The organism is Arthrobacter sp. P1_C12_2 (assembly GCF_056406415.1).
Genome location: NZ_JBFUAF010000016.1, coordinates 92,749 through 118,268, shown reverse-complemented (window position 1 = coordinate 118,268; position 25,520 = coordinate 92,749). Strand labels below are relative to the sequence as shown.

The following is a 25,520-nucleotide window of genomic DNA, read 5'->3' as shown; positions in this document are numbered from 1 at the left end:
CCCATGATCAAACTCAACGTGGACCTGCAACGTTGCGATGCCAACGGCACCTGCGCTGCATTGATGCCCGACGTGTTCCGGATCGACCAGGACGGCACGCTCGAACAGCTGCGTTCCGAGGTCGAGGATGAGCGCGAGGACGACCTCGAAGAAGTCATCCTCTGCTGCCCGATGGGAGCGATCTCGCGATCATGACGAATACCGTGCCCACATTCGAACTCTTCGCCCCAAACGCGACCGATCACCCCGGTGGCGCGCTTCCAGACGGAGGTATCGCCTCCGGTCCCGAAGGTTACGCGGTCCTGTCCTACCAACTGGCCACCGATGTACTGCGCAATCCACGGTTCGCGAACTCTGCGCTGCGACTGATGGAAGAGTTCGGCATCAACGATGGTGCCGTACATGGTTTTCGAGCTCGCAGCATCATCATGCAGGACGGAGCGCAACAGCTGCGCCTGCGCACCCCGCTTGCCCGATTCATGGGCCCCGCGACAGTGCAGAACACCCGTGAAATGCTCACTGATATTGTGACCCGCATCGTAGGGGAACTCGACGACACGAAGCCAGTGGACTTCCACGCAGGCGTAGATCGCCGCATCCCGTCGCTGGTCTACTGCCATCTCGCCGGTGCTCCGCGAACCGACGCCCCCAAAGTGCAGGAACTTTCCGAGCGAACCCTGGCCCTGCTGGCCAGGGATCGCAGCCTGAAGCCCGACATCCTCGCCGCCTACGACGAACTGTTCGAATATCTGGGGGATCTGATGGAACGCAAGCGCGCCCACGGTCTCGGCGACGATATGCTCTCCCACCTGATGACGCTCGCCGACAACGGCAAGCTCACCGAGCAGGAACTCTTCGACGAAGCAACCTCGATGCTCGAAGCGAGTTCGGTAAATACGGGTCACCAGATCGGCCTGGTGGTGTGGAATTTGCTGCGCAACAGAGAAGTCTGGGAGCAGATCGTCGCCGACCCCACCTGGATCCCGACCGCAGTCATCGAAGCGCTTCGCCTTTATCCGCGAACCGGTGTTGTGAGCAAGATTGCCATGGAAGACATCGAGGTCGGAGGCATCACCATCCCCGCCGGAACTGACATGCATGTAGCCGTATGGTCCGCCAACCGCGACCCGGAGAGGTTCGAGAACCCCGGTGAATTCGTCCTGGGCCGCGAGCGGAACCAGCCACTCACGTTTAGCACGGGCCCACACAACTGCCTTGGACAAGGACTCGCCAAGGTGGAGATCGAAGAAGTAGTCGGGCACCTCGTCCGCCACTACCCTCAGGCCCGCGTCGTCGACTCCGAATCCGCCATAAGCCAGACCGCCGGGCGGTGGACGATCAATCAGCTCACCGTCGACCTGGGCCCCCGAGGCTGAGGTACTCCATGTCACTCACATCTGAACGGCAGCAGTCCCTCACCGAACGGCTCGCCGAATACTGGTCCAAGACCAGCTACGAGGACCTCCCACCCGATGTGGTCTCCGGGATCAAAGACCACATCCTCGACACACTCGCCGTCGCCATGGCCGGCATCCCCTCAGAGGAGTCACGCCGCGTCCGTAAAGCCGTCACCGGCATCTCGAACGGCGGCCCAAGCCTCGTCTGGGGAACCTCCGAACGCCTGAACCCCGCACACGCAGCACTCGCCAACGGAACCTCGGCCCACGCCCGGGACTTCGACGACGGTGGCGGCCCGGGACATGCAGGCTCGGCCACCCTGCCGGCCGCGATCGCTGCCGCAGAACTCAGTGGCTCCAGCGGCAAGGAACTGATCGTTGCCGCCTGCGCCGGATACGACATCAGCTATCGGCTCTTGCAGGGCATCGGCGGTTTCGCTGCCCACACCGACCGCGGTTGGCATTCCACCGGTACCTTCGGCACCTTCGCCGCGGCGGCCGCCTGCGCCAAGATCTTCCAGCTTGACACGACCACCTTTGCCGATGCCCTTGGCATCGCCGGATCGTTCACAGGAGGGGTCTGGGCCTTCATCGAGGACGGCGCCTGGACCAAGCGTGTGCACCCGGGCAAAGCGGGAGAATCAGGTATTGACGCTGCCCTTCTCGCCAGGGCGGGTGTCACCGGACCCCATCGGATCTTCGAGGCACCATGGGGTGGAATCTATGCCACCTACGGGGACGGCCACGGTTTCCCCGAACGAGTCCTTGGCCGTCTTGGCGAGACCTTCAATGTCTCCACGTCCTATTTGAAGCCCTACGCATGTTGCCGAGGCAGCCACTCAGCGGTTGATGCAGTGATGAAACTGATCGCTGAACGTGATCTGCGGCCCGCCAACATCCGCTCCATCACAGTGACCGCCGGGGAGACAGCGATCAACATGCTCAACGTCGATCCCATCGAGACAGTGTTCGATGCCCAGTTCAGCCTGCCCTACGCCATCAGCGTGGCGCTGGAGAACCGTTCTGTCGGGCTGGAGCAATTCGACCCGCCCCGCATCGCAGAGCCCCGGATCCAGGAGATCTTCGCCAAGATCTCGATGGTGCTCGACGAATCGATCCAGCTCGAGGACGGCCCTCGCCTTGATTTCGAGCTGATCGACGGCGAAAAGATCACTCTCCCGGCCGGGAATCCGACGGACGCCAAGGGCTCCGAAAAGAACCCCATGACGCACGCCGAGGTTGTCGCCAAGGCACGTGCTCTCCTTCGCCCCTACGGCGAAGAGACGACCGCGAAGCTCATCGACGCAGTGGAAAATCTTGATTCTTCACCCACCATCGACAACCTCATCGCGGCACTCAGCGCTACCACCTACGCGACCAAGATAGAGACCCAAAAATGACACCAAATACCTTGACCGACGACCGCATCGAACGCTCGGAGTACGTCGCTGCGGAACCGGTGGAATCCCTCGCTGCAGCCATAAACATCGACATACCCTTCGATGTCGGCGCTACCGTCCCTCCGCTCTGGCATTGGCTCTACCTTTTGGAGCGCAGCCGTGAGAGTGAGCTCGGGCCGGACGGGCACCCCACAGTCGGTATTCCGGCACCTCCAGGACCTGACCGGCGCAGAATGTTCGCCGGTGGTCGGGTTTCGACCTTCGGGCAGCTCAAGATTGGTGCGCCGGCGAGAAAAGTCATTTCCGTGGCTAAGTCAGTCGAGAAGGTCGGCCGGACCGGACCGCTGACGTTCACTACCGTTCGCCATGACATCTTCCAAGCCCACGAGCTCCTGATCCGTGAAGAACAGGACATCGTCTACCGCGCTTCAGGAACCGGCTCCCTGCCCCAACCCCCGACCCCGCCGGCCCCGCCCGCGGGCCGAGTGTTGAGGCAAGCAGTCGATGAACGACTTTTGTTCCGGTTCTCCGCGTTGACGTACAACGCACACAGGATCCACTACGACCGCGACTGGTGCCTGAACGAGGGCTACGATGGCCTCGTCATCCACGGGCCCCTCCTGGCTCTGATGATGGGTGAACACATGCGCCGCGAAGGGATCGACCTGGTCGGGAAGACCTTCGGTTACCGGCTTGCCTCCCCGATGACCAAGCCTCAGACATTCTCCATCGTCCCGGGGCCGAATGGTCTGGAAAACGGTGCCGAGGCGCGCAGCGCCGAAGGTGCAGTCTGCGCGGTGAGCACCCTGTCAGATGTATAGCGCGCCTTTCATTCCTTCGACCAGGCACAGTCGGCTAGGCACTAACTTATGCGCGGCTCGTCACCGGGAAGGCAAAGACAGTGGATGAAACAACGAGTGAATCCAGAAAAGAAGAACCTCTGGAGGACTCCCCCGACTATGAGCTGATCGCGTCACCCTGGATCGGACTCCACTATAAGTGTGAAACAGTCAGTGGCTGGGTGAGTGGGGCCACCCCAATCTGACGTCCTCGGCCGGTCCTTGAATTCCTTGCAGCACGAGACCCAGGACTCGACCTCATATGCAGTCGGGTGGAAGCTTCCGCTTTTCCAGACGAGAGGACTGCAATCAGGGGGTGCTCCGGCAGGAAACCACATCAACGGCAATTACGACCGTACTCGCCGGTCGACCTAGTAAAGGAGGACATGTGTCCTACAAGTTGCATGAGCGGGAAGCCAGCGCTGCCTTCTCGCTAACGGGCAGCGGCCTGTTCCGAAGCCCGGCGCTTCCTGTTTCCCTTGAAGTCATCACTTTGGAGGAGCCCCAAAGCAGAGACGAGAAGCTTAACGGTGCCATCAGCAGGCTCATTCCCACCGCTCTTGAACGCAGGCAGGGAATCCTGGTCATACAACGCGATTACGGCAAGTACACCGTTCGAGTCGACCATGAAGTGCCATGCGGCACAACTCGGGAGTTCCGCGATTAGATCGTGCGAAGGTGAACGAGAGGACACGACACCTTGGTCGCGCGCCGTCCATAAAGCCTGGTGGACAAATATCCGCCCTGAATGCCCGCTGCTCTCTAAACAGATTCTCTAAAACCGTCCACCAAACGCAGGTCACGGTCTACGTCGCACGCGGACTCCGCCGAGCACCGAAACAGGAAGAACCTCAAACTGTCCAGACGCCATCTGGACAGTTTGAGACTCCCTTACGGGATGGAAGCTCGCCCTGCAACAGCTGTGCCGGCCCTCATAGCACCAGCAATCGTGCAACAAGCTGTTGCACTAATCAGCACTCCGCCTCCCCCTAGGAGACTTGAACCGTCCGCACGCTCCAAAGAAGAGAGCAGTGGCATTAAGTCTCGTTGCTCCCTATCCTGTCCATCACTAATCAACTGCTCACACCTCTGGCATCCAAGGCCATCAGCGTGAGTGTTGCCCACGTCGGGTCATGTCGATAGCCGGCCCAGCACAGATGAACACACGTGACTGTCAAGAAATGCGAAGAGTGCACCGAAGGCTTCGAGTCGTCCCGCAGGACACAGCGCTTCTGTTCGACGCGCTGTGGCAACAGGCAGCGGGATCGTCGACGTCGGACTCGCCACCGCCCTGCCCTAACACCCAAAGCGGACTCGCTGGCCACTGACCTGAAAGCCCAACTGGAAGCAACCAAGCGACAGCTGGAGTCGAAAACGAGATCATGCCAGCGGCACCGCGAAGTACTCCAGTCCAAGCTCCGTTCTCAAGCCTGCGAGATCGATCGTCTCGAAGCGGAGAACTCGGAACAAAGAATGAGTAACAACCTCCTCCAGTCAGAGGTCTCTCGCCTCAAACGCGCGCAAAGGACCAACGTTCGGGATCTGGCGCACGTCTCTGCCTGGCTGGTCTCCATTGCCCAGGCAAAGGGCGTGGCGCTCGATCAAGCAACCCTGGAAATTTTCCGTCGTCGTGGGTGGCATCCATCGAAGCGCCAAACTGGAGCACCGCGGCTATGACAATGTCCATCGCACGGCTCTCGGCACAATCCGGCCTGCGCTACCTGTTCAAGACGACGATGATGAACGACCTCGCCTCCTCTCCCCCGGACGCCACCACCTACTACATGAAAGCCGGCACACCGGAAGGCCGCTGGATCGGCAGTGGACTCAGCGGAATCAACAGAACCGCCGCTGAACCCGTCTCCGAAACTGACGCGAAAGCAGTCTTCGACTTAGCAGTTCACCCCGACACGGGCGGGCCGCTGGGTCGCCCGCACAGCCAACCCACCGCCGTCGACAACAAGACCGGCCCATCGACCGTGAGGCACGCCGTCGTCGGCTTCGACCTGACCTTCAGTGTGCCAAAATCGGTGTCCATCCTGTGGGCACTCAGCCCCCGAAGCACCCAAGACCGAATCCTGCGAACCCATCACGACGTCGTCGCAGAGACCCTTACATGGCTCGAAGAGAACGTCGTCCACACGCGCGCCGGACGGAACGGCGTCGCCCACCTAGGCGCGATGGGTGCAATCGCCGCCGCCTTCGACCACTGGGAATCACGTCTTGGCGACCCCCAGCTGCACACGCATGTGGTTATCGCCAACCGCATCCAGCGCATCACCGACGGGGCTTGGGTCACGCTCGACTCCCGCACCCTATACAAGGCCGCCGTCGCCGCCAGCGAGCATTACAACGGACTCCTCTTCGACGCCCTCCACCGACAACTCGGAAGCGACACCAATATCCGAATCCCCGTCACCAGCACCCGCAATCCGAGCCAGCAACTCACCGGCATAGACGAAGAACTGATCCGTGAGTTTTCTAACCGGTCCCGTCTCATCAACGTGGAAACAGACCGCCTCGTGGCGGAATGGAAGACGGAACACGGTCACCCTCCGCCCGCAGCAACGACCATCAAGCTTCGTCAGCACGCGACTTTGGCTACCCGTGTTCCAAAGGCCGAACTCCCCGCGCCTCTGCGTGAACTCTCAGACCAATGGCGGGCACGAGCGATCGCCAGAGGTTACCACCCAACTGACGTCCTCGCCGCCACGATCAACCGCTCCCGGATTTCCGCCTTTTCGGTCGTGGACCTCACGCCCGATTGGATTGGCGCCGTCGCAACCCTTGCCCGTGAACGGGTCGCCGCCAAGCGCTCAACCTGGAACCGCTGGAACCTCCTCGCCGAAGCGGAAAGGGTCTGCGCCCAGATCCGTTGCCGCTCCGCTTCCGACCGGAATGCACTAATGGATGCCGTCGCCACGGCCGCCGAACATCAGTCCGTGGCGCTCAACGAGTACCGCTACACCGCCCCACCAGACGCCGCGCCGGACGTCCGCATCAGGCAAAGCAGCGTCTTCGACTTCCACGGATCCCGCCTCTACACCGATACGTCAACGCTCGCCTGCGAGGATGCCATCATGGCGGCAAGAAACGACGACGGCGGCCCAGTCGTGCGCGCGGATGTCATCATGGATTCGCTTGACCGAATCCGACAGCCGGAGAAGCCGGAACTGCACTCCGATCAGCGTGCCGCCGTCGCCAGCGTCCTCCTCAGCGGCAACGGCCTCGACGCGATCGTGGGCCCAGCCGGCGCGGGAAAGACAACGACCCTCGGCGCCGTCAAGGCGATATGGGAAGCGGAACACGGTGCCGGTAGCGTGCTCGGGCTTGCCCCGGCGGCGGCAAGCGCGGACGTGTTGGGCCGCGGACTCTCCATGGCCACAGAGAACGTCGCAAAGTGGCTGCACGAGTCGGTGGGCCCAGGGGCAAGTTCACGGGCTGGGCGCTTCTTCGACGTTCAGACTCGTCTGGCGAAGGCTCATACCGACGACCGCCGGAGCATCGCACTCGCGCAGGAAGCTGCCCGGCTCGCCGCCGTTCAACAGCGATGGTGCTTTCACCCGGATCAGCTCGTAATTATCGACGAAGCTTCCATGGTTTCCACGTTCCAACTCGCCGCCCTGGTCCAGCAGGCCCGCGAGGCCCATGCGAAGATCCTCTTGGTGGGTGACCCAGGCCAGCTGGACGCAATCGACGCCGGCGGTTTTCTCGGCTGGCTGGACCGGCAAGAAATGACCACCCGACTCAGCAGCATCTGGAGATTTCACGAGAAGTGGGAGGGCGCATCATCCCTCAAGCTACGGAGGGGAGACTACTCAGCGATTCTGGACTATGAGAAGCATCGACGGATCAGCCACGGCACCTACTTGGACATGGTCCACCGGGCGTACCTAGCGTGGCAGGCCGATACGCTCGCGGGCAAGTCATCCATCCTTATCGCGGCCGACAATGACACCGTCGGCATGCTCAACGAACGCGCCCAAGCCGACCTCGTGGCCAAGGGCGAGGTGGATCCCGAACTGAGCGTTCTGCTCAACGATGGCCTATACGCCGGTTCCGGCGACACCATCATCGCCCGCGGAAACGACCGCAGGCTCGTCGACAGCAACGGTGACTTCGTCCGGAATGGAACACTGTTCGAGGTCGAAAGTGTCAGCAAGCGGGACGCCTCACTTCAAGCGGTTCGGCGGCAAACAGGAGCGAGGATCATACTCCCCCGGACGTACCTCGAGTCGCACGTTGAGCTGGGCTATGCAACCACCGCACATCGCTCCCAGGGCGTCACCGTCGACACCGGTCACACTGTGGTTACCCAGGGCCGGCTCACCCGCGAGCTCTTCTATGTCAGCATGACCCGGGGCCGGTCCGGCAACTTTGCCTACGTCAGCGAAGGTGATGACTCTGAGCACCCTGCCCTTGACCCCTCGCTGCAGCCGTCGTGGCGGAGCATCTTAGGCGAAGTACTCGCTGCGGAAGGTGCTGAGCGGACCGCCCATGAAGTACGCGACGCGGAGCGCAAAAAGTCAGACACCCTCGAACGCCTCTACGCGGAGTATGACTATTTGGCGCAAATAGCCGCTGCTCAAAGTCTCACGGAATACTTGAGCAAGCACGACGGCGGCTCGTCACTCGAACTCGAAAAGTCACCTGCGTGGGGCGCGGCCGTCGCGGCGTGGCGGAAGGCCACGGCCGTCAGCCTTCAGGGGGCTGAACGCGTCTTAGAGGAGACTCTCCGAGACAAAACTGGTGCGAACGACCACGCGTCTATCCTCAGCATGCGGTTGCGTCGGTTCGTGAATGGGATGCCGACAATGTCGATCGACCCCTTGCTTGAGGGTCTTGCTACTCCTCGTCCTGACTTAGCGGAGATGGTCGATCAGGTCCGCCAACGCATCCGGCAGAGGACCGACACCGTAGCCATGACTGCCCTGACAGAGGACCCTGAGTGGAAACGCGTCTTGGCGGTTTCCCTTGGCAGCGGTGCGTCAGGCCAACTGATTCGTGACGTCGCCCTATTCAGGGACAGGTGGGGGATCTCGGACTCACCCCTGCCACTGGGAGCGACTCCCGCTGACTACGAGTGGGAACAGCGGGATCAGAGGGAAAAACTCCAAGTAATGATTGATGGCGCTCGCAATTGTCCAATAGCACCTCAGCGAGAAACCAGTTCATTGAATATGCCCCTTTCCCAGCAGGTCGTCCTTACCAGGGCTGGCTGGCAGCTCTAAGCTGATGGAAGAGGCGAGACTATGGTCCTAAACCCCACGGTGAAACCGAAAGTTGCTACAGCTGGGCTGGTATCGACCAGCACCGTTGTACTGATAGCCGTTGTCCTCTTTCTGGTGTCTTTCGATGCGGCCGAAGTCCCTTCCGTATTCAAGGTTATTGTTGGCGGCCTCTTGGTGGCAGCTGCGCTGCTGTTAGGTGGGTTTTGGTGGACACGGGTCAACCACCGCCGTACATGGCTGGCCGACGCAACGGAAAGATGGAGGTCTTTCGACAATGCCAAGCTGGCAAGCGGGACTACGACCGAATTGACGCTCCTGAGCGTTAACGCAATACAACCCACCGGTTCATGGGTCACCATCATGTGGAACCGCTTCAACCATGTTCAGCCGGCTTGGATGGAGGCGCTGTCAGAACCGATTTGGCCCGGCGCCGTTCTGCTCATCGCCCCGGACCCAGCCCAGGTGACGCCCAGCGCGCCCTGGCCGGACACATACTTCATCCGAGCCGGAGATTGCTTGGCATGGGCACCGGTTGACGGGCGGCCAACTGAGGCGTCTGCTGTCAGCCCAAGTGTAGATCGGTTTGCCAAGGGATCCGGATGAACGGATCCTAAGTTTGACGACGGTCCTCAGCGAGGGCCTGGGGCGGATGTGGATGTTCAAGTTGTCGCTCGCGTTCCGCACGGACGCCCGAGGCAACGAAGTTCACCAAGGCGTCCGGGTCCCCAACCAAGGCGTTGAGGATTTCGATCGGCGCATCGGGGTTGAGTGCGACGATGAGGGCGAGGTCCATGCGGCTGCCCGCGAGCTTGATGAGCACCTCGGGCGGGGTCGCGCTGTTGAAAGCGACCGCCTGACGCACTTCGTCGTCGTTGTCTTCGGCGAGCGAGGCCAGGGCGGCCGATGGCGTGTTCGGGTTCGCCGCGACGGCTCGCCGCACCCGGGAGCTGCGCCGCTCCCCGCCAAGGAGAACAAGGATGTCCGGCGGCGTGCGCGGGTCGAAAGCGACCTGCAGGCGCACCTCCGCTCTCCGACTGGCGACCATCGCTTCGAGGTCATTCCGACTCGGCGCTGCCTCTCTCCACGCTCGATCCCATTCGGCAGCCACCTTCTCCTTGTCCTCAGGTCTTGTGGCCGGGTTCCTGTACGCGGCCAACCCCACGGACTTGTCGTCGTCGAAGAGCAGTCCACCGAGCAGCGCAGGATGGAGGCGCGCACTTCTCGCAGCGCTTGCCCGTACTTCGGGATCGTCGTCGCGCGCAAGCGCCCGGAGGAGGCCGGCGTCCAACGCCTCGTTGCAAGCTGCCGCGGCTCGGATCGAGGAATCCGGATCCTCCGAAAGGGCTTTCAAGGTTTCGGAAGGGACGCGGGTGTTCTCGGCGACGGCACGCCGGACGACAAGCATGCGTCGTGGGGTGTGCTTGTTGTCGGCAAGGATCTGGTGCTTGCGGCGTCGCGTCACGGTTTCGCGCACAGCCAGCTGCCGCCTGCCCGCGACTCCCGGGAAACCCTCACGCAGCTTCGGCAGCAACTTGTCCGGGTCCCCGCCGAGGAGACGGTCAAGGCTCCAGACTTTCGTCAGGCACTGGCGCGGAAGCCAGAGCCCGACGCTGCGGATGCCGAGGGCGTCGTCGAGGTCGAGCATGACGTAACCCAGCAGTTGGCGGAGGAAGTCTCTCAGTGTCGGGACGGTGAGCTTCCCATAGGCCTTGCTGTCGATGAGCGTGTCCCCCACCAGCCAGTCGGCATCAGCGCCGCCAACAAGATTGGAGCCGGCAAAGACTGGGTTCGGTTCGTAGCGCTCACCCGCCGCGCTTCTCCCCTGCCAATCGTCGAGCTGACCGGCGTTGGCCTCCATCAGCGCTCGAAGATCGGTGAGCGAAGGCTCGTCGATGGCCATGGCAAACGAGAGGCCATTGTCAGCAAGATCCAAGGCCTCACCGAGAGATCTCTTCAGAGCCGCGGCACCACGGCGGTAGACCTGCTCGCAGTGCGCAAGCACGAGCGCGGCACGGTCGAGTTCAGCCGCGTCCGAGGGGCTCTCGACGATCCGAACGGCTACATCGAATGCCTCAGCGAGGACCTGCGCGCGGTGGGAGCCATTCTCAATCTCGTCCTCATGGAGGGGCAGCACGGCGACGCCGAAGGCCGCGGCAGAGTCATGGGGGTCAAAGCCCCCGAGCGCGATTCGCGCACGGAAGTCGATCGCCGTGCCTGAGCGGGCGGCGTCGACACCGAGTGGCGGAGGCACAACCGTCCTGCTTCGGACCAGACCCTCGAGCCCAAGTGCCCGGGCCATTGATTGGCCCCGACTAGACCTGCCCTGCATGCCTGCAAGGATCGGCGAGACGCCGTCGAGATACGCGCGGACGGGAGATCCGAAGTTCCTCAAATGATCCGTAAGGCTCATRCATCCTTCCCCCAGCGCGATTGTCTTTCGGTCGTGCCAACCCGGCCGCTCCTAGCGCGACCGCCTCCCTGTGTCCTCGAATCCAGAATGTCTCTAAAGTACCGTCCGCACCAAGGATCGAAGAACCGAGGCGTCCCCCTTTTCCGGAACGGTTGGCCCGTAACTCGGGTCCAGTTGCTGCTGAGTGATTGGCTGGACTCACACAGTCGAGGAGCCGCGGAGACCCGGAATCGACGCGAGCTAGCTGAAGCGGCGTGAAGTACTGGCCACGCTCGGCTTGCCCCTTGGGATGCAGTCTGGCAGCAGATCGGCCTCGTTTGGGCCGTGCTGGAGCGACGAGCAGCACGTGCGAGCAGATGGAATTCCAAGCCGCATTCGAACATATGTTCTATACTTGTCTTCGTGATCAAGTCTGGCTCCCCTGAAGATGTCGAGCGCATGATGGCTCGCATGGACGCCGAGGCAAACCGCCCAATAGATGACCGCGCACCTATCCGAGACTTTCCGAAGTTTGGTCGGCCGCTCGTGTACGTCGGCGGCATCTATGGCAAGGCTGTCGGGTGGACGCACAAGTACGGTCTCGTTGAGTGGCTGGATTCTTCCGGGAAGTACCACATGGGGTGGGCGCACTCCTCGAGCATCAAACGTGTGCAGCCAGATGACTGGAAGGGCAGTAGCAGGCTGTAGCCGAACGTGGATGGTCCGGGGCAAAAGCGGCAGCGATCTATGTCAGCGAAAGCGAGTGCGCTGACAGCGCGATCCAGACGTACAGCTCCTAGAAGGCATGACGTAATGGCCTGGTCCCAAAAGAGGACCAGGCCATAGCGCGTTTTTAGTTTTCAAGGCACTGGAACCACGGACGCCTTGCTTCAGAGGCTAATCTCGTTCCGCGCCGGCCCGCCTAAAGGGGCCCACTCAACCGGTCCCTTCGTAGCAATGCTGTAGGCAGGTAGGGCCGCTTCAGGAGCCGCCTGCAGACCCGCACCCGCTTCAGCTTCGGGAGCAGTCGCCGCTCGTGGAGAACGCTGGTACGCGGCGGTGCCGAAGCGGAGGTCAGGACCGATGGTTTCAGCCACGATGCGGCGTGCTTCCCGCTTCTCCCCGTCCTTTTCGAAGGCACGGAACTCGAGTTCACCCGAAACGGTGACGGGGTCGCCCTTCCTAAGGGAGGTCGAGGAATTCTCGGCGAGCGCCCGGAATGCCGAGACGTTGTGGAATACAGGCTCTCCGTCCTGCCAGATTCCGTCTGCTCCTTGGATCCGCTGGTTTACAGCCACCCGCAGTCTGGCGTGCGCCACACCCGACTCCCCATACGTGAGCTCGGGATCGGCGACGAGATTGCCGACGATGTTGACCGGAATCTTGGTGCTCATATCTTCTGTCCTTTCCTTCGCAGACGGGGCGGTCCCGTCCGACGCTTTGGGGGTCGGTTATGGGCCCGAGATCTCCAAGCCACGCGACGGCTCACCAGGCTGCTTCAGGCCTGCATAGGTGTCCGGACTACTAACCGTCGGAGAGATCTCAGCCGCAGTGACCTTCCCACCGAGTCCCGGAGGATCAGTGACTTCAAGGATTTGCTTGGCGGCCGCCGTGACGCGGCCCAGGACGGACTTCGCGATGTCCACGCGAGAAGCAGGCTGATTCCGGGAGGAGCCGTGGCCCTTCGCTGAATGCTCCGCCGCGATCACGGCGTCAGCCCAGCCGGACAAGTAGCTTGCTGACTGGGGGCCCCGATCAATCCCGTGCGCCTTCAACACCGTGTAGGCAACCGACTCGGCCTCGATTTCAGCCAGCCCGCGGTGGTCCACGCTGCTGCCATAGAGCTTGCCCACATTGTCGTCCGGACCATGCAGTAAGACATGCCCAAGCTCATGCGCCAGCACGGCAATCCGTTCCTCAGGGTTCAGCCACCCGCCCACCTGCACCTGGCGCTGACCGAAGTCGGTGAAGCCGCTTGTTAGTCCGTATTGCGCATCCGTGACGTTAATCGAGAAACCATGCGAGCGGGCAACTCCAGCCAATGATGCCCACAGCTGAGGCGCCTCCACCGATGAGTTGCCGGGTCTAGGAACCAGCAGCGGAGCGCCCTGGGTCTGGGAAACGTCAAAGACCGCCTGGCCGCGCCAGCCGGTTATGAGCGTCTTTTTCCCCTCATCGACAGCACCGCTGGGCAGCTTATCGCCCACAGGAATGCGCTGACGGGTGCCGTCGGGCAACAGCATCTGTTGGACACGGGCAATCCTGGGTGCAATGACCCATAGGGCATGCTCGCCGCGAAGGACAGTGCGGCCGTGTCGTTCCCATTCCTTGTACCCCGCGACGAGCGTCGGCTCGTCCGTTCCCCGCTGCGCCATCTGCATCATCAGCAAGGCAACGTTCCCGCCCGAGTAGCGCCACAAGTTGGCGGAAGCATCGAGCAAGACCTGCCAATGTGAGGGTGACTCAACTGCGTTCTCCAGGATTGAGTGCAAACCATCCATGAGGGCGGCAACGCGCTCCTCAGGGGCCATACGGCGAGCGCCCGGTCCCGCCAGAGCGGAACTCTGGTCAGAGGCGATGGAGGACGGAACTTCGGATGTAGCGGCCACGACAGCCACCCTTCATGCTTCTTGGATCGCAGTATTTGCTGCGCAGACACCCGTTCATGGCTCGGACTGCCACGAGCGACATGACTCAGAATTCAGAAACCAGCTGATGAGCATCCTTGCGCCACTCGGTGAACGCGGGGTCGTCATTAGCCAGGACGCGGGGTGAAGGCTCCTTGTGCACCTGAAGACCAACGCATCCGGCGGTCCTGGTGTGCGTCCTCAAGCGTTCGACGGCGTGTGGGAGCCTTTCGTGGAAGGCGAGCGGACCGAATCCAGGGTCGTCCTCCGTGTAGGAGGCAAGCTCCGCGCGCTGCAGAGCGTAAAGCTCAGCCACGATCTCTGAGTGCCGCCACCAGCAATCCGGAACCACCGAGGTCGTCAATTGATAGGTGGCGACGAGCCATGTCACCCATGTGAAGAGGGACCCCCAGACGTCCTGCGACTGCTCCGGCGTCATCTCCCTCCAGCGTCGGGTCACATTCTTGGGGCCAGCGGGGATGGGGAACGCAGACCTAAACAACTGTGCGGTGAGCTCGTCGTCCCCAAAGGAAGCCGAGGACGGGACATCAAACTGGTCCGTGTCGTCATGGCTGTGCATCCGGCGCCTCTTCCTTCTTCTGTTGGCGTTGCCGGTGCCCGTCCGCCAATTCGCGCTCCATCTCGGCTTTCAGGCGGCGCAACTCCCCTGCGTCCTTCCGCTTGTGCCACTCAAGGAGGTCCAACAGGATGGGTCGGGTGCGCCGGCCGAGCATGAGGGCTGTTCCAACAGGCAGGCGTCGAATCTCGTCCAGAGCAATGACCGGACTCTCGCGTATTTGCTCACCGTCCTGCCGGCCCTGCGAGGACCACGACCGTGTGGTCAGCGTAAGACTCCGCTCCCCCAGCAATCCGGCCAGCGAGCGGAGGTCCCTTTCGTCGGATCCGCCCCCAAAGATCACCTTGATGATGGCCGAGTCCCAGATCGTGGCCGCCTCATCAATGGACCAGCCGGAACGAGCCTGGGATAGGGATTGCAAAACCACGAGTGTCGAGATGCCAATGCCGCCGCCGTCAGAGAGTGCCACAGGCAGTCCGGGCCATGGAGCCAGGTTCGCGATCTCATCGAGGATCAACGAAAGGGGCGGCTCCAACCGGCCTCCCGGTGATACGAACGCCATCTCCCTCGCTGCATTGTCGATGTCATCGATCAGTGCGGACAGGTACGGCCCTGCAGCGGCCGCCCCAGCGCGGGTGCCGATGAGATAAAGAGTTCCCCGGTCCCGTATGAAGGCTTTCGGATCGAACTCTTCGGACTCGTCCTGTGGGTTTAGGGCGGCCAGCACTTTCGGTGACGACAGTGGTGCCACCGCCGCCGATACCCCAATCCACGAGTTGGACGTGTTCCGCGGGTCGTCTTCCAGTATCCCCATCAAGTCCGCTTGCCATCCCAGCGCGGCCCCGGGCCGGCCCAGCACCTCGAGTGCTTCCCTTGCGAGTACCGGGCTGGAAGACCAGCGTCGAAATGCCGTCACTCCCTCGCCGCACAGCGCGGCAGCATGGAGCAGGCACTGAAGGACTATCAGCGAGCGCTTCTGCCATGCTGCGTTCTCGCCCTTCATCTCAGTGTCCGCTGTGATAACTAGCCCACGACGGGTAGCCATGTCCGGGTCCTCGCACCCGCGCACGGGCGACCAGCGAAGTGACGATGGAATTCCGGACATACCTTGCGGATCAAAGACTGTCACGGGTCGTCCGCCGGACGCCCGGGCCTTCAACGTCACAACCAGGTTGTCCGCGCGCGTGGAAGTCGTGACGACGGCGCCGGGCGCATCAAGTATGGCGTTGATGACAACGTACAGACCCTTACCGGATCTCGGTGCGCCTTGAATCACCAATGACTCTTCCGTGGAGACGTGGACCGTGACCCCGCGGGAGCGGCCCAGCGTCCACGACAGGTCCTGCACGGAGGGGTTCACGACTCCTGGGCGTGTGAACTTCCCTCTCTTGCGCACAGCCCTCGCCCCGAAGTCGTGAAGAACCTCGGCGCGGCGGGCTACGCCGTCGCGGTTGAGGATGTCCTGGCGCAGCCACCCGCCTGATTGCTTCCATCGCCGCCACGCGACCAGTCCCCCGACCGCGAGCGCGCCGACCACGAGTAGCGCCGGGGCCAGCACCCACCAGACACTGTCTGCGCCGACTTCACAGTCAGATGGGCGCACAAGTATCCATTCCATCCTGTTGGTGAGAAGTCCGACGGCGGCCGCCGGGTTAAAGGGCGACGGCGGCATACTGCCGCAACGCATAGTGCCGGCTACGTGAGCTGCAGCTTGAACCACTGCACAGACACAGACGTAGGCTGCCGCCGCAACAAGACCCGCGGTGACCAGCGGATTGTCACTCGCAGCCCGCGAGCTGCCGCGGGCTCTCACAGCATCCTGTCGTCGGTTGAGAAAACAGCCAGCTCGTCAGTTGTCACCCGGTTGGCAACGATGAAAGAGCGGTTTCCCACCTTCCAGAGCCCGACCCCTTTGGGAAGGTTCTCCACGTGCTCGCATTCAGCTTCGGTGAGGCCGAGCGCTTCCTTGGTCAGGCGCATCGCGTCATGCTTCTGCCTGTAAATGATCCTGGTGTCTGCCTCGGTCAGCAGGCCAAGGGCTTTCTGGCGATGCCCACTGGTACTGTCCCCGATCTCGTTGAGGTCCGCCACCTTGTGCATGATCAACAGGTTCGCGATCCCATAGGTTCTGGCCAGCCGCCACTGCTCGCTCATCTTGGCCAACATGTACGGATCGGCGAGCATTCGCCACCCCTCGTCGTACACCACAAGCCGTTTGCCGCCGTCGGGATTTGTAATGGCAGCTTCCAACCAGGTGGCGCCACAGGCGGCCGCCAGCGAAAGGGCCTGCTCCGATGCCCCGATCAGCGCCGACGTATCCATCACCATCATCGGTGCGTCCGCGTCGAAGGCCACAGTGGACGGGGCATCGAACATACCTTCGAGATCTCCGGATACCGTGCGTCGCAACGAGTGGCTGACGGCGGTTCCTCCCTCGACGCCGACCAGGGCCGTCATCTCTTTCGAGGGTTTGAGCAAGTGGTCCAGCACCATAGGCAAGGTGGGGTTTGAGTTCTCGGCCATGGTTTCCATGAGGGCGATGTCCAAGGCCGTGTGCTCTACGGGGCGGAGCGGTGTGCCCTGCCGCATGAGGGAGACCAAGGCCACCAGCAGATAGCGGCGCCGTTGCCTCACCACCGCCTGCCATTGAGCCTCGGTGAGGGCGCTCGGGCGGGGCCCGGCGTCGAGGGGATTCACCCTCGCAGGTCGGCCGGGACCAACGGAGATCACCTTGCCGCCCACGGTCTTGGCGACGCCGACCCACTCGCCTTTGGGATCAGACGCGACGGCGGCCTTCCGCCCCAAGGTGATGGACCGCGTCACCAACGACTTGCCGCACATGGACTTGCCGGTGCCGACGGTTCCGATCACCACGATGGACGGGCCGCTGATGATCCCCTTGTCATACAGAATCCACGGATCGTAGGAGAAGGCCCCGGACCCGAACACGTCGGTGCCAATGTAAGTCCCTTCGTGCCCCAGGCCCGACTCCGTAAGGAACGGATATGCGGCGGCAAATGTCATCGTCGAAGCACGGTGCGGCGCAGGACGCAGTCGGTGCGGACCACGCAGCGAGTTTTGCTCCTTGCTCCCCCAGTCACCTGTGAAGCGAAACGCCTGGAAATCCTTCTGCTTGTCCTCTGCGGCTGCGCTCGCCCATGCTGCCCCGGGAGGTGAGATCCGCCGTCGTGCCTTCCGTTCGCTTCGGTTCTTCCCCGACGGGACGTACTCAAGGCTCTTCGTTTCCTGCTTCAACGCAATCCCCTCCCAAGCGGCAGCCCGCCGGCGACAAACGCAGCCCACTGCTGTCCGTATAGGAGCCGCAGCTCGACGAATGCGCCGGCAGCGGCGGATTCGAGTTCCTGGCGGTGCCGCGCCAAGTCCTCGAGCGAGGTCGCCGTGACGGTCATGTAGGCCGCCGGGCGCACATCACCATGGCCGGCGACGATCTCTTCCTCCCTCTGGATCACTTCTTCCTCCTCGGCTTTTTGCTCACGGGTGAGTGGCCTGTCGAAGCGGGCGTTGATGCGGCGGCGGGTTTCACGTGCCTCCTGCGCGGACCGGATGTCACGCAGGGCTTCAGCCGTGGGTACAGCCCGGATGACTTCCGTGAAGGTGTGGCGGAACTCGCCGACATAAATCAGGGGATGCAGGAACCCCGGGAAGACCTTTTGTCGCGGCCATTCAGCGATCCAAAAAGTCTGGTGGAACCCTGTGTCGGTCCGTAGGTACGTCCAGTGTTCCTCCACGGCCATCGGACGATGCCGGTCGAGGTTAGCAGTCGCCTTACCTGCCGGTTCGTCCAGCGGCGGGGTTGTCGCCACCGGCACTCTCGCCGACGGCAAGGTCGCAGGATCGAATGCACCACGAATGATGCCCAGCAACCCCGCTTCGCCGACCCATTCCTCTACCATGACATTGTGAGTCCCCAGCGACGTTTGTATGGCCTCGACTTCAAGCCGCAACACGGTTTCGAGGCCTGTGAGTCCCCCGCCTGACTCCTTGATCCGCCGTCGAGCCTTGCTGGTGTCCAAAACCACCACCACGAGAAGCTCATGGCTCATAGTTGACCCGGCAGCACCCAGCAAGTCCTCGTATGCACGTTGCCCCCACGTGAGCTTCCCGCCGCCAGCTCCGGCCTGCTCGGCGTTGCCTCTGTAGTAATCCCAGAGGGCCGACGATGGGTAGGGCACGGTGTAATCCTGGATGGCGATCCGGGCCACGCCCTGACGTTGGGCCATGCCGGCCTGGACACGTGACCAGGCCTGGACGGCCCATGCCTTGTCATCCGCGTCCAGGAGCGCAAACGATCGCGTACTGCATCGCAGCAGAGCGATCGCCTCCTTTCCGTGGCGGTCGACGATAAAGCATTCGGCGCCGGCCGTTGTTCGGATCTCCAAATTGCCTAGACCGCCCGGAAGGGCGAGCCGCCCAGCAAGTTGTGGCGTTGCGGGCTTTGCGAGGAAACGGGTCTGGCCTGTCGCCGCACGGTAAAAGTACAAAGCGATCTGTTTCGCCCACACGGGGTAAGGGATGCGGGAGTACTGGAGAAGTCCGAGCAGCATGAGCCCGAGCCACATAGGTCCGGAGAGGAATAGGCCTGCCGGCCCAGCGCTGGCTGATGCCACGATGGCGACTGACGCTCCCCCTGCGATGATCAGCAATTGGTACCACTTGAGCCCGAGGAAGAATCCCCGGCGCTCGTATCTTGGAAACTTGACGGCCTCAAGGACGCGCGAATCCTCAGACATGAGGAGTACCTCCCTTCGGAGGGTCGATTCTTGGGTGCTGGGGTTTCGGAGGTTGGACTCTTGCTGGGGCTGGTGCGCTGGCGTTCGGCTGCGCTCTCCGTTCGGCCTCTTTCAGAGGTGCCTGCCGAGGAGATTCTGAGGCCGTGCCGTTTTGCCTACGGGGATGGCCGCGCATTGAGCCCAGGGACTCCGAGGGGTGCGGGGCGGTCGGAGCGCCAACGGAGGTTCCGCTGCTCAGAGCCAGTCGAGTCCCGTCGCTGCCAGGTGAAGACGCTTTGGAGCGGACAGTGGATGCCAACACTTGTGTGGGGAAAGCGCTACGGCTTGAGCTGATCGGCCGAGTCATTGCGGAGCGACTTACCAGGCTCGCGAGTGTCATGCGGCCACCCGTCTGCCTGCTTATTTGGCGGGCCGCAACATTGCTGCTCCTGGACAGGATGTGGCCGCCTCCTGCGGTTTGGGCGGCGGCCGCGAGCTCCCCGCCGGCGAAGCTCACCAGCCGCAGGGCCATCATTGGTGCACCGCAGGCGAGGACCATGCCGACTGTGCCGGCTGCCAATCCTGCGAAGGACTTGGACTCGGCAAAGAGCTTCACCGCGACTGCCAAGACTGTTCCGGCCAACGGCTTGGCCAGAACCAAGGCAATGACGACCTCGCACCATCGCCGCGCCCAGGATTTTGTCTTGTCCCAGGGAAGCAGCATGAGCGCAACGGGGGCGACGGCGGCCAACACGACGAGCGCGAAGGAGCGGAAGATCATCGAGCACATCAGGATGAAGGCAAGGATCCAGACGACTATGACTGCCATCACCGTCACGACGACGGCACCAGGGGCGCCCCCGGTGTTCCCCGGTGCCAGCGAGATTAGGTTCCATTCTCGCCCTGTTCCTTCTGGTGCCCGCTCGAAGCCAAAGAGTCTCATGAACACCAGGTAGGGATCGGAGCCAATCGATTCGAGGAGCGCGGCCGAGGCTAAGTCGCTCGCCCGCGTCAGTTGCCGGACGAGATACACAGCCGCCCCAACGAGCGGAATGGCAGCAGCTCCGCCGAGCATCGCCCGTCCGATCCGTCTCGGCTGCTGGCTAACCAGGCCGGACAGTACCTGAAGGATCATCACGACGACGAGAGGTGTCAACATGACAACGACCCACCAGTTCGTGAGCCCCCGGATGGAGAGCCATTGGGAGTCGTCGACGTCTGACACGGTGAAGGCGCCGGTGATGAAGGCCCAAAGCCATGACGCCATGTTCTGAAGGATGTTCGCAAAGAGCGACGTGACTGCACCCATGGCGTTGTCGTTGGCCTGTGAGACCAAACCGCAGCCGGGCGGCCACCATCCATTGAGATCGCACTCAGCGGGCATGGGCTAAAACCCGAGCGGGAAGGCGGTCTGCGACCAGAGGATGTAGCCGTTGATGCCGCCGAGGATGGCAGCAACGGGCCCCGTCCACAGGAGGATCACGCCGCCGCCGGAGGCAAGGCGTGAGGACTGGCTTAGTTTGCCGGCCAGAAGCATCGCGGCACCGATGATGGCCACGATGGCAATGATGATAAAAGCGCCGACGAGGATGCCGCCGCCGATCTGTTTGAGCGATTCCAGGAAGGGAAAGCTCGCGTTCGGGGTGATCCCCGGGTCCACCGCTGCGAAAAACATTAGTGCTCCGTCCGTCGTATTCCATGGAGTGAGCAGATGAGCTCACGGGTTCATGGGAGCTACGGAGGGGCAGCGACATGACTCCACCAGCGAACACCCTCTTAAGACGGAAAGAGCACCAGACGTGCAGTGACTCCAGAGATGGGTTGGCCTGCGGGATTGGGTGTGGTGCAGGAGCCGGTCAACGGTGGCCGTGGCTCGGGTTTTGGGCATGAGCTCGTCGAAGCCGGCCGGGTGGGCGGCCAGGAAATTGCGATCAAGGGTTCTCAGGTCCCCGTTGTCCGGACCCGGCGGCGCGCCTCACCGTAACGACTGCCGTCAGCTCTTCTCGCTACCTCCGCGAAGGTGGGCTATGAGGGCGGCGAGTACTAAATCTCCAAGCGATGGCTTTGCCGGCGGCTCTGGAAGCCCAGGCTGATCTGGGGGCTCAGGCGGGTCTGGAGGCTCCGGGTCTTCCGGCTCGCCCGGGTCTACCGGGGCGAGGACGGGAGGAGTGCTTCTCAGGCAGTTAGCCATTTCCAAGGCTGCACCCCAGAAATCCTCCGGGCTTGAGGCTGAGTTCAAGCCGTCATCGGCAGCCGAAATACAATCCGCGTTTGGACTGTTCGGGTCGGGGTCGTTGTCGAGAGCCACAGCCCGCACGAGACCGCTGTAGCCCTCCCGTTGTATGCCCTGAACGAGTTCGCCGATGATCTTCACATACGATTCCATGACCTCTCCCACCATTTTCGTGCGCCTGGCCAGGGCGAGCTACCAACTCTGATGGGCATCAGGGTACGCGCTGGGTGAGGCTCCGGATAGGGGTCGCGTTGGCTCTCTAATGGGTGGTGGCTGGCCTGGTGCCTGGCTGCCAGGATGGCTGCCAGGCACCATGTGTGCGGAAGACAGTCCAGGACTCTTCAGCCGGCGCTGTGGGCGGACAGCTTCCGGCGCGATAACAGTATTGGTCTCGGCGTCGTAGTTAAGATCGTCGCGCGCCACGCGCGCTGTGCGCGATCACAACCTGCACCGTGCTCGCTTCGCATGGCAGATCGATCTGCCCACGGAAGCCGACGTTCCAACCGACCGCTCCACCAAGGGCCATCAGGTGGCCGTCGGGTGGCTTCGAGCCGTCGAAGTTGGTGGACACAAAACGTTGCTCCGTCACGCTCGAAAGGGTTGGGGACCGTTCCCGGCTGCTCGCGGTCGAAGTCTACGCAGACGCGCTCGCCGTGCCCCCGCGTCTTGCGGAAGCCGATCGTCGCCTCCACGCACTGTGCGATGTCTGCTGCGGGCAGCGTATAAAGCATGGACGCGCGGTCGTCGAGATCCACTTCAGGCGCGCCCCCGGGCGCGAAATCGTCGATGAACACCTGTTGCTGATTGCTGCTGAGTACACCAGGGCCCAGCTGCACTTGCATCGCACCTATCTCGCCAGCGCGATATTGCGTCAGGTAGCGGCTGACGCAGATCCGATCCTCGTCGCCGCGCCGCGACGGGCGGCGGAATAGATAGTAACCATTCCAGGGGAAGCCCTTTACAGGGTCGAACGACCAGCGCAAGTTGGTGGCCGATACGTCGGTCGCCGAACCGTCATCCCCGAACTCGACTTTCATCCGTTGGTGCGTTACGCCGCCAACATCATCCGTGGCTATATTGTCGCCGGTGGTTCCATTGTCGATTCGAGTGTTGTCGGCCATCTATGGCGTTCCCAGTTATTTGCCCTCATTATGAGCCAATCCCCTAGTGCTGCCAATAGTTGTCGGAACCACACTCTAGTATTTGAACCATGTCCTTCACCTATACCTCAGCCGACCTGGCGAAAATCGACACCACGATTCCCGGGCGTGCGGCAAGCGCTGACCTTTTAATCGTTCCTGGCGTCGAAGTCAAAAAGGAAATAGACGTGGAGGTGGACAGCGAAGTGGCCGATATCGAGGCCGCCCTCAAGCTAGCCGTCCTAGTGGGCGCTCCTTTCATTAGCGTCTCGACCACGCCGTTCTCGGTCGACATGACCAGGATCTACTTTGAAACAGAACACGGCGAAGAATTGCCGCCGACAGCAGAACGGATTCTAAAGGCTGCCGACAAGCACGATGGCACGATGATGTCCCTCACGGTGAACTGGCTAGCTCAAGGCTTAGCGTATGAGTGGTGCGCCCGCTGCGACTGGGCCGGCGAACTGATGGAGAAGATAAACGCCGTGCTTGAAAACGCTGAGGTGGAATCCGAGGCTGAACGAGAGGAGCACCGCGAACAGTACCGCGCTGCCTATCGAGCTTCGCTTTCAGCCCTGCTCAACTCTCCCAAATACCGTGGTGAGCCTATCGGGAAGCGTCGTCACCTCGTGAAGTCGATTCTCGCTGAGGCGGGGGTAGAGGAAATGCCCGAGGTTTTTATGACCCGGCAGGTGCAGCCTGAGGCCAACAGGATCATCGGTGAAAAGGTCTACGAATACGAGCAGGACTTCCGTGCCCGCAAGACGGAGCTGGCCGACGAACTGAGAACCTATCCAGCCTGGCAGCGGGTCTACACCCAAATCAAGCGCAAGGCAGCTGCCGCTGAGTTCCTAAAGGAGAAGGCCGACGGCTACAGGTTGAGCACCGACTTGGCTGGCGAGATTAGTGAAGCTGCGGCCAAGCCGGTGTATGTGTCTCGCTACTAACATCAATAGTAGTGTGAACAGGTAAGCCTAGAGAGGGATGATGCCATTGGAAATCAACAAATAGTACCCGGCGAACAGTACCCAGATACCAGAGACTCCCGTGAGTAGCCGAATATGGTTTTGGGGAGTCATGCTCTCGGCAAAGGGCGCTAGCATCTCCAAAACGATGAGCAGGAAGCAGATGAAGATGGCTGTAAGAACGAGTTCGACTTCTGCACTGTTGCCCGATCCCCTGGCTATGGCCCTCAAGGCGGCGAACTCACCCATGGCAATGGCCAGTCCGATTGCCACCGTAATTCCCAATACCATAGCCTTGAACTTGAACCCACGTGCCGCTAACTGCCCGTATTGCTTCGCATAGGTTGCACCCTGCTTGATGCCCACGGCTACAGCGATGAGAAGAGTGGGGATAGCTGATGCTGCAACCTGGAAAAACATAATGGGCAGATCGTTCATGCTCCTATCGTGCCATATCCGGTGATAGCCTTTTTATATGGCAACCAAAACTTACACCCGGCTTCTCGATGACCTCGATGGTTCCGACGCCGATGAAACTATCCGCTTTGGTATCGACGGCGTCACCTATGCGATTGACCTCAATTCCGGCCACGCTTCCGAACTCCGTGACTTCCTGAGTCGCTTCCAGGATGCCGCTCGAAAAGAAGGCGGCACAACTAAGCGCCAGGGCAAGTCCACTAGTGGTGTCGATACCAAGGCTGTCCGGCTCTGGGCGGCTGACAACGGTATCCAGGTCAATACTCGTGGCCGTCTCCAGGCTGACGTAGTAGAGAAATACCTGGCCGCACACTAAAGGCCGGTGCCAGCCAGGAGAGAGAGTCTCCAACCGACTGACACCGGCTGGTCACAGAATATAGCGACCCTTGGTTTTTTTAAGGACAGAATCAGGCCCGGAATCTAAATCGATTCGTGGCCTGATTTGTTTAATTGCCCCGCCGCTCCCCCGTGCCTCACGCTCGATATATGAGAAAGCTTTTGGTTGCTTTAGCCCTCGCCCGGGGACTGGCGCTAGGCGATATCAGCGCCGCCAGTGCTGTTTCCAGTGGCTGGTACGACGAGAACTGGGCGTACGAGCCGTATGTGGATCTCGACCGAACTGACCAGGGAGCTGTGGCGTCTGGCATGTCCGGCGGGGTGGTGTCCGGAATCTGTATCGGAACGACTGGCTGGGCCTGCCACATTGCCTCGGCTGTCGTGGGAGCTGCTGCGTTCTACATCGCCGCCAACGGTCTCTGCCTGGACAGGCTGAGAATCTATCCCAATTACCTGTTCAGCTACCCGATGAGGTGCGTGTCATGAGTCTTCGTCAGCAGGATAAGCGCGTGATTCTCATCGGCCTGATGGTGGGGCTGATTGTGTCCGCCGGCGTGGCCTCTAACTCTGGGACTCCGGTGCTGGCGTTCGTAATGTCGGCGGTGCTGGTTGTGGCTGATTGGCCTGGTGTTGGGGGTAATTCGCCGCTAGGTACCGGCGCTTGGCCTGTTCGCCGTGCCTCCCACGTTCCCCGAGACTTCATTCGCGCCATTGTCCGGTAGTACTTTCGACTAAGACTCCGCCCCCGATATAGGGGGTAGTCCGGGTCTCCCACGTGAATGCCATTTGGACAGCAACCGCAGAGAGGCACTACTTCCCCTCCTGCAATTTCAGCCAGAGCAGGGCGAGGGCTTCGGCCATGGTGTCGCCGTGGAAATTGAGACTGCCCTTAGCTACTCCGCCTTCGTCAAGATATATATGGCGAGCGACGTACCGTCCGACTGCATAAGGAGAAAGCTGAATTGGCGCAACATCCCAGGTGTGGTCTTCTAGGTCCGGCATCTGGTCGGCGATCTCTTGGGCGGCCGATGCGCCACAAGCCCCTTCCGCCGATCTGGTTGGCGCGCAGCTGCCCGGCTTTGATCAGGCCCCGAATCAGGCTCAACTTCACGTTGAGCTCTTCGGCGGCCTGCTCGACGGCCAGGAAGCGATACTGCGCGGATTCGTCGCTCACCCCACC

General features: G+C 61.8%; 22 protein-coding genes. 9 read left to right on the top strand and 13 right to left on the bottom strand.

Annotated features, from left to right (window positions below):
* From AC1DZQ_RS16670 to mobF, 6 genes are all read left to right on the top strand, one after another.
* Positions 1 to 195 (top strand): ferredoxin (locus tag AC1DZQ_RS16670; RefSeq protein WP_476964533.1); only part of this gene is annotated, 195 nt, incomplete at its 5' end.
* Entirely contained in the window at positions 192 to 1,376 is a 1,185-nt protein-coding gene (locus AC1DZQ_RS16665; protein WP_476869417.1) for a cytochrome P450, read from the top strand. The genes AC1DZQ_RS16670 and AC1DZQ_RS16665, both read left to right, overlap by 4 nt.
* 8 nt (positions 1,377 to 1,384) lie before the next feature.
* Positions 1,385 to 2,797, top strand: coding sequence for an MmgE/PrpD family protein (locus AC1DZQ_RS16660; protein WP_476952651.1), 1,413 nt, complete (start codon positions 1,385 to 1,387; stop codon positions 2,795 to 2,797).
* Positions 2,794 to 3,618: an HTD2 family dehydratase gene (locus AC1DZQ_RS16655; RefSeq protein ID WP_476869415.1), complete on the top strand. Its 825-nt coding sequence runs from the start codon at positions 2,794 to 2,796 to the stop codon at positions 3,616 to 3,618. Before AC1DZQ_RS16660 ends, AC1DZQ_RS16655 begins: the two co-directional genes overlap by 4 nt.
* Positions 3,619 to 4,024: 406 nt before the next feature.
* The gene (locus AC1DZQ_RS16650) at positions 4,025 to 4,303 is read left to right on the top strand and encodes a hypothetical protein (RefSeq protein ID WP_476952649.1); all 279 of its coding nucleotides are present in this window, start codon (positions 4,025 to 4,027) and stop codon (positions 4,301 to 4,303) included.
* A 1,012-nt stretch (positions 4,304 to 5,315) separates the two neighbouring features.
* A complete protein-coding gene (mobF, locus tag AC1DZQ_RS16645) occupies positions 5,316 to 8,867 on the top strand; it encodes a MobF family relaxase (protein ID WP_476964532.1) in 3,552 nt (1,183 codons plus the stop codon).
* A gap of 610 nt (positions 8,868 to 9,477) precedes the next feature.
* On the opposite strand, the gene AC1DZQ_RS16640 is transcribed toward mobF, so the two are convergent.
* The 11 genes from AC1DZQ_RS16640 to AC1DZQ_RS16590 all read right to left on the bottom strand — a co-directional run bounded on the left by AC1DZQ_RS16640 (position 9,478) and on the right by AC1DZQ_RS16590 (position 22,544).
* Positions 9,478 to 11,277: a hypothetical protein gene (locus tag AC1DZQ_RS16640; protein ID WP_476964531.1), complete on the bottom strand. Its 1,800-nt coding sequence runs from the start codon at positions 11,275 to 11,277 to the stop codon at positions 9,478 to 9,480.
* An 869-nt stretch (positions 11,278 to 12,146) separates the two neighbouring features.
* Complete coding sequence (locus tag AC1DZQ_RS16635) at positions 12,147 to 12,650, bottom strand: single-stranded DNA-binding protein (RefSeq protein WP_476945590.1); 504 nt, start codon at positions 12,648 to 12,650, stop codon at positions 12,147 to 12,149.
* 57 nt (positions 12,651 to 12,707) lie between these two features.
* The gene (locus AC1DZQ_RS16630; protein WP_476964530.1) at positions 12,708 to 13,787 is read right to left on the bottom strand and encodes an ArdC-like ssDNA-binding domain-containing protein; all 1,080 of its coding nucleotides are present in this window, start codon (positions 13,785 to 13,787) and stop codon (positions 12,708 to 12,710) included.
* A gap of 163 nt (positions 13,788 to 13,950) precedes the next feature.
* Positions 13,951 to 14,463 (bottom strand): hypothetical protein, encoded by a 513-nt coding sequence (locus AC1DZQ_RS16625; protein WP_476945588.1) that lies wholly within the window; start codon positions 14,461 to 14,463, stop codon positions 13,951 to 13,953.
* Positions 14,450 to 16,132, bottom strand: coding sequence for a type IV secretory system conjugative DNA transfer family protein (locus AC1DZQ_RS16620; protein ID WP_476964529.1), 1,683 nt, complete (start codon positions 16,130 to 16,132; stop codon positions 14,450 to 14,452). Before AC1DZQ_RS16620 ends, AC1DZQ_RS16625 begins: the two co-directional genes overlap by 14 nt.
* A gap of 137 nt (positions 16,133 to 16,269) precedes the next feature.
* Positions 16,270 to 17,715 (bottom strand): ATP-binding protein, encoded by a 1,446-nt coding sequence (locus AC1DZQ_RS16615; RefSeq protein WP_476964528.1) that lies wholly within the window; start codon positions 17,713 to 17,715, stop codon positions 16,270 to 16,272.
* Positions 17,712 to 19,211, bottom strand: a complete 1,500-nt coding sequence (locus AC1DZQ_RS16610; RefSeq protein ID WP_476964527.1) for an SCO6880 family protein — start codon at positions 19,209 to 19,211, stop codon at positions 17,712 to 17,714. Before AC1DZQ_RS16610 ends, AC1DZQ_RS16615 begins: the two co-directional genes overlap by 4 nt.
* The gene (locus tag AC1DZQ_RS16605) at positions 19,204 to 20,457 is read right to left on the bottom strand and encodes a type IV secretion system protein (protein WP_476964526.1); all 1,254 of its coding nucleotides are present in this window, start codon (positions 20,455 to 20,457) and stop codon (positions 19,204 to 19,206) included. Before AC1DZQ_RS16605 ends, AC1DZQ_RS16610 begins: the two co-directional genes overlap by 8 nt.
* A gap of 120 nt (positions 20,458 to 20,577) precedes the next feature.
* Positions 20,578 to 20,865 carry a hypothetical protein gene (locus AC1DZQ_RS16600; RefSeq protein ID WP_056084497.1) on the bottom strand — a complete coding sequence of 96 codons (288 nt, stop codon included), beginning with the start codon at positions 20,863 to 20,865 and terminating at the stop codon, positions 20,578 to 20,580.
* Positions 20,866 to 21,183: 318 nt separating this feature from the next.
* Complete coding sequence (locus AC1DZQ_RS16595) at positions 21,184 to 21,564, bottom strand: hypothetical protein (RefSeq protein WP_476964525.1); 381 nt, start codon at positions 21,562 to 21,564, stop codon at positions 21,184 to 21,186.
* Between the two features lie 200 nt (positions 21,565 to 21,764).
* The gene (locus tag AC1DZQ_RS16590) at positions 21,765 to 22,544 is read right to left on the bottom strand and encodes a hypothetical protein (RefSeq protein WP_476964524.1); all 780 of its coding nucleotides are present in this window, start codon (positions 22,542 to 22,544) and stop codon (positions 21,765 to 21,767) included.
* Positions 22,545 to 22,633: 89 nt separating this feature from the next.
* On the opposite strand from AC1DZQ_RS16590, the gene AC1DZQ_RS16585 reads away from it, so the two are divergent.
* Positions 22,634 to 23,509 (top strand): hypothetical protein, encoded by an 876-nt coding sequence (locus tag AC1DZQ_RS16585; protein ID WP_476964523.1) that lies wholly within the window; start codon positions 22,634 to 22,636, stop codon positions 23,507 to 23,509.
* Positions 23,510 to 23,536: 27 nt separating this feature from the next.
* Here AC1DZQ_RS16585 and AC1DZQ_RS16580 read toward each other — a convergent pair whose 3' ends face one another.
* Positions 23,537 to 23,965, bottom strand: a complete 429-nt coding sequence (locus AC1DZQ_RS16580; protein WP_476964522.1) for a hypothetical protein — start codon at positions 23,963 to 23,965, stop codon at positions 23,537 to 23,539.
* A 37-nt stretch (positions 23,966 to 24,002) separates the two neighbouring features.
* Between AC1DZQ_RS16580 and AC1DZQ_RS16575 the strand changes: the two genes are divergently transcribed.
* A complete protein-coding gene (locus tag AC1DZQ_RS16575) occupies positions 24,003 to 24,320 on the top strand; it encodes a histone-like nucleoid-structuring protein Lsr2 (protein ID WP_476964521.1) in 318 nt (105 codons plus the stop codon).
* A gap of 170 nt (positions 24,321 to 24,490) precedes the next feature.
* Entirely contained in the window at positions 24,491 to 24,826 is a 336-nt protein-coding gene (locus AC1DZQ_RS16570) for a hypothetical protein (protein ID WP_476964520.1), read from the top strand.
* A 421-nt stretch (positions 24,827 to 25,247) separates the two neighbouring features.
* Here AC1DZQ_RS16570 and AC1DZQ_RS16565 read toward each other — a convergent pair whose 3' ends face one another.
* Positions 25,248 to 25,514, bottom strand: a complete 267-nt coding sequence (locus tag AC1DZQ_RS16565; RefSeq protein ID WP_476964519.1) for a MerR family transcriptional regulator — start codon at positions 25,512 to 25,514, stop codon at positions 25,248 to 25,250.
* Positions 25,515 to 25,520: the final 6 nt, after the last annotated feature.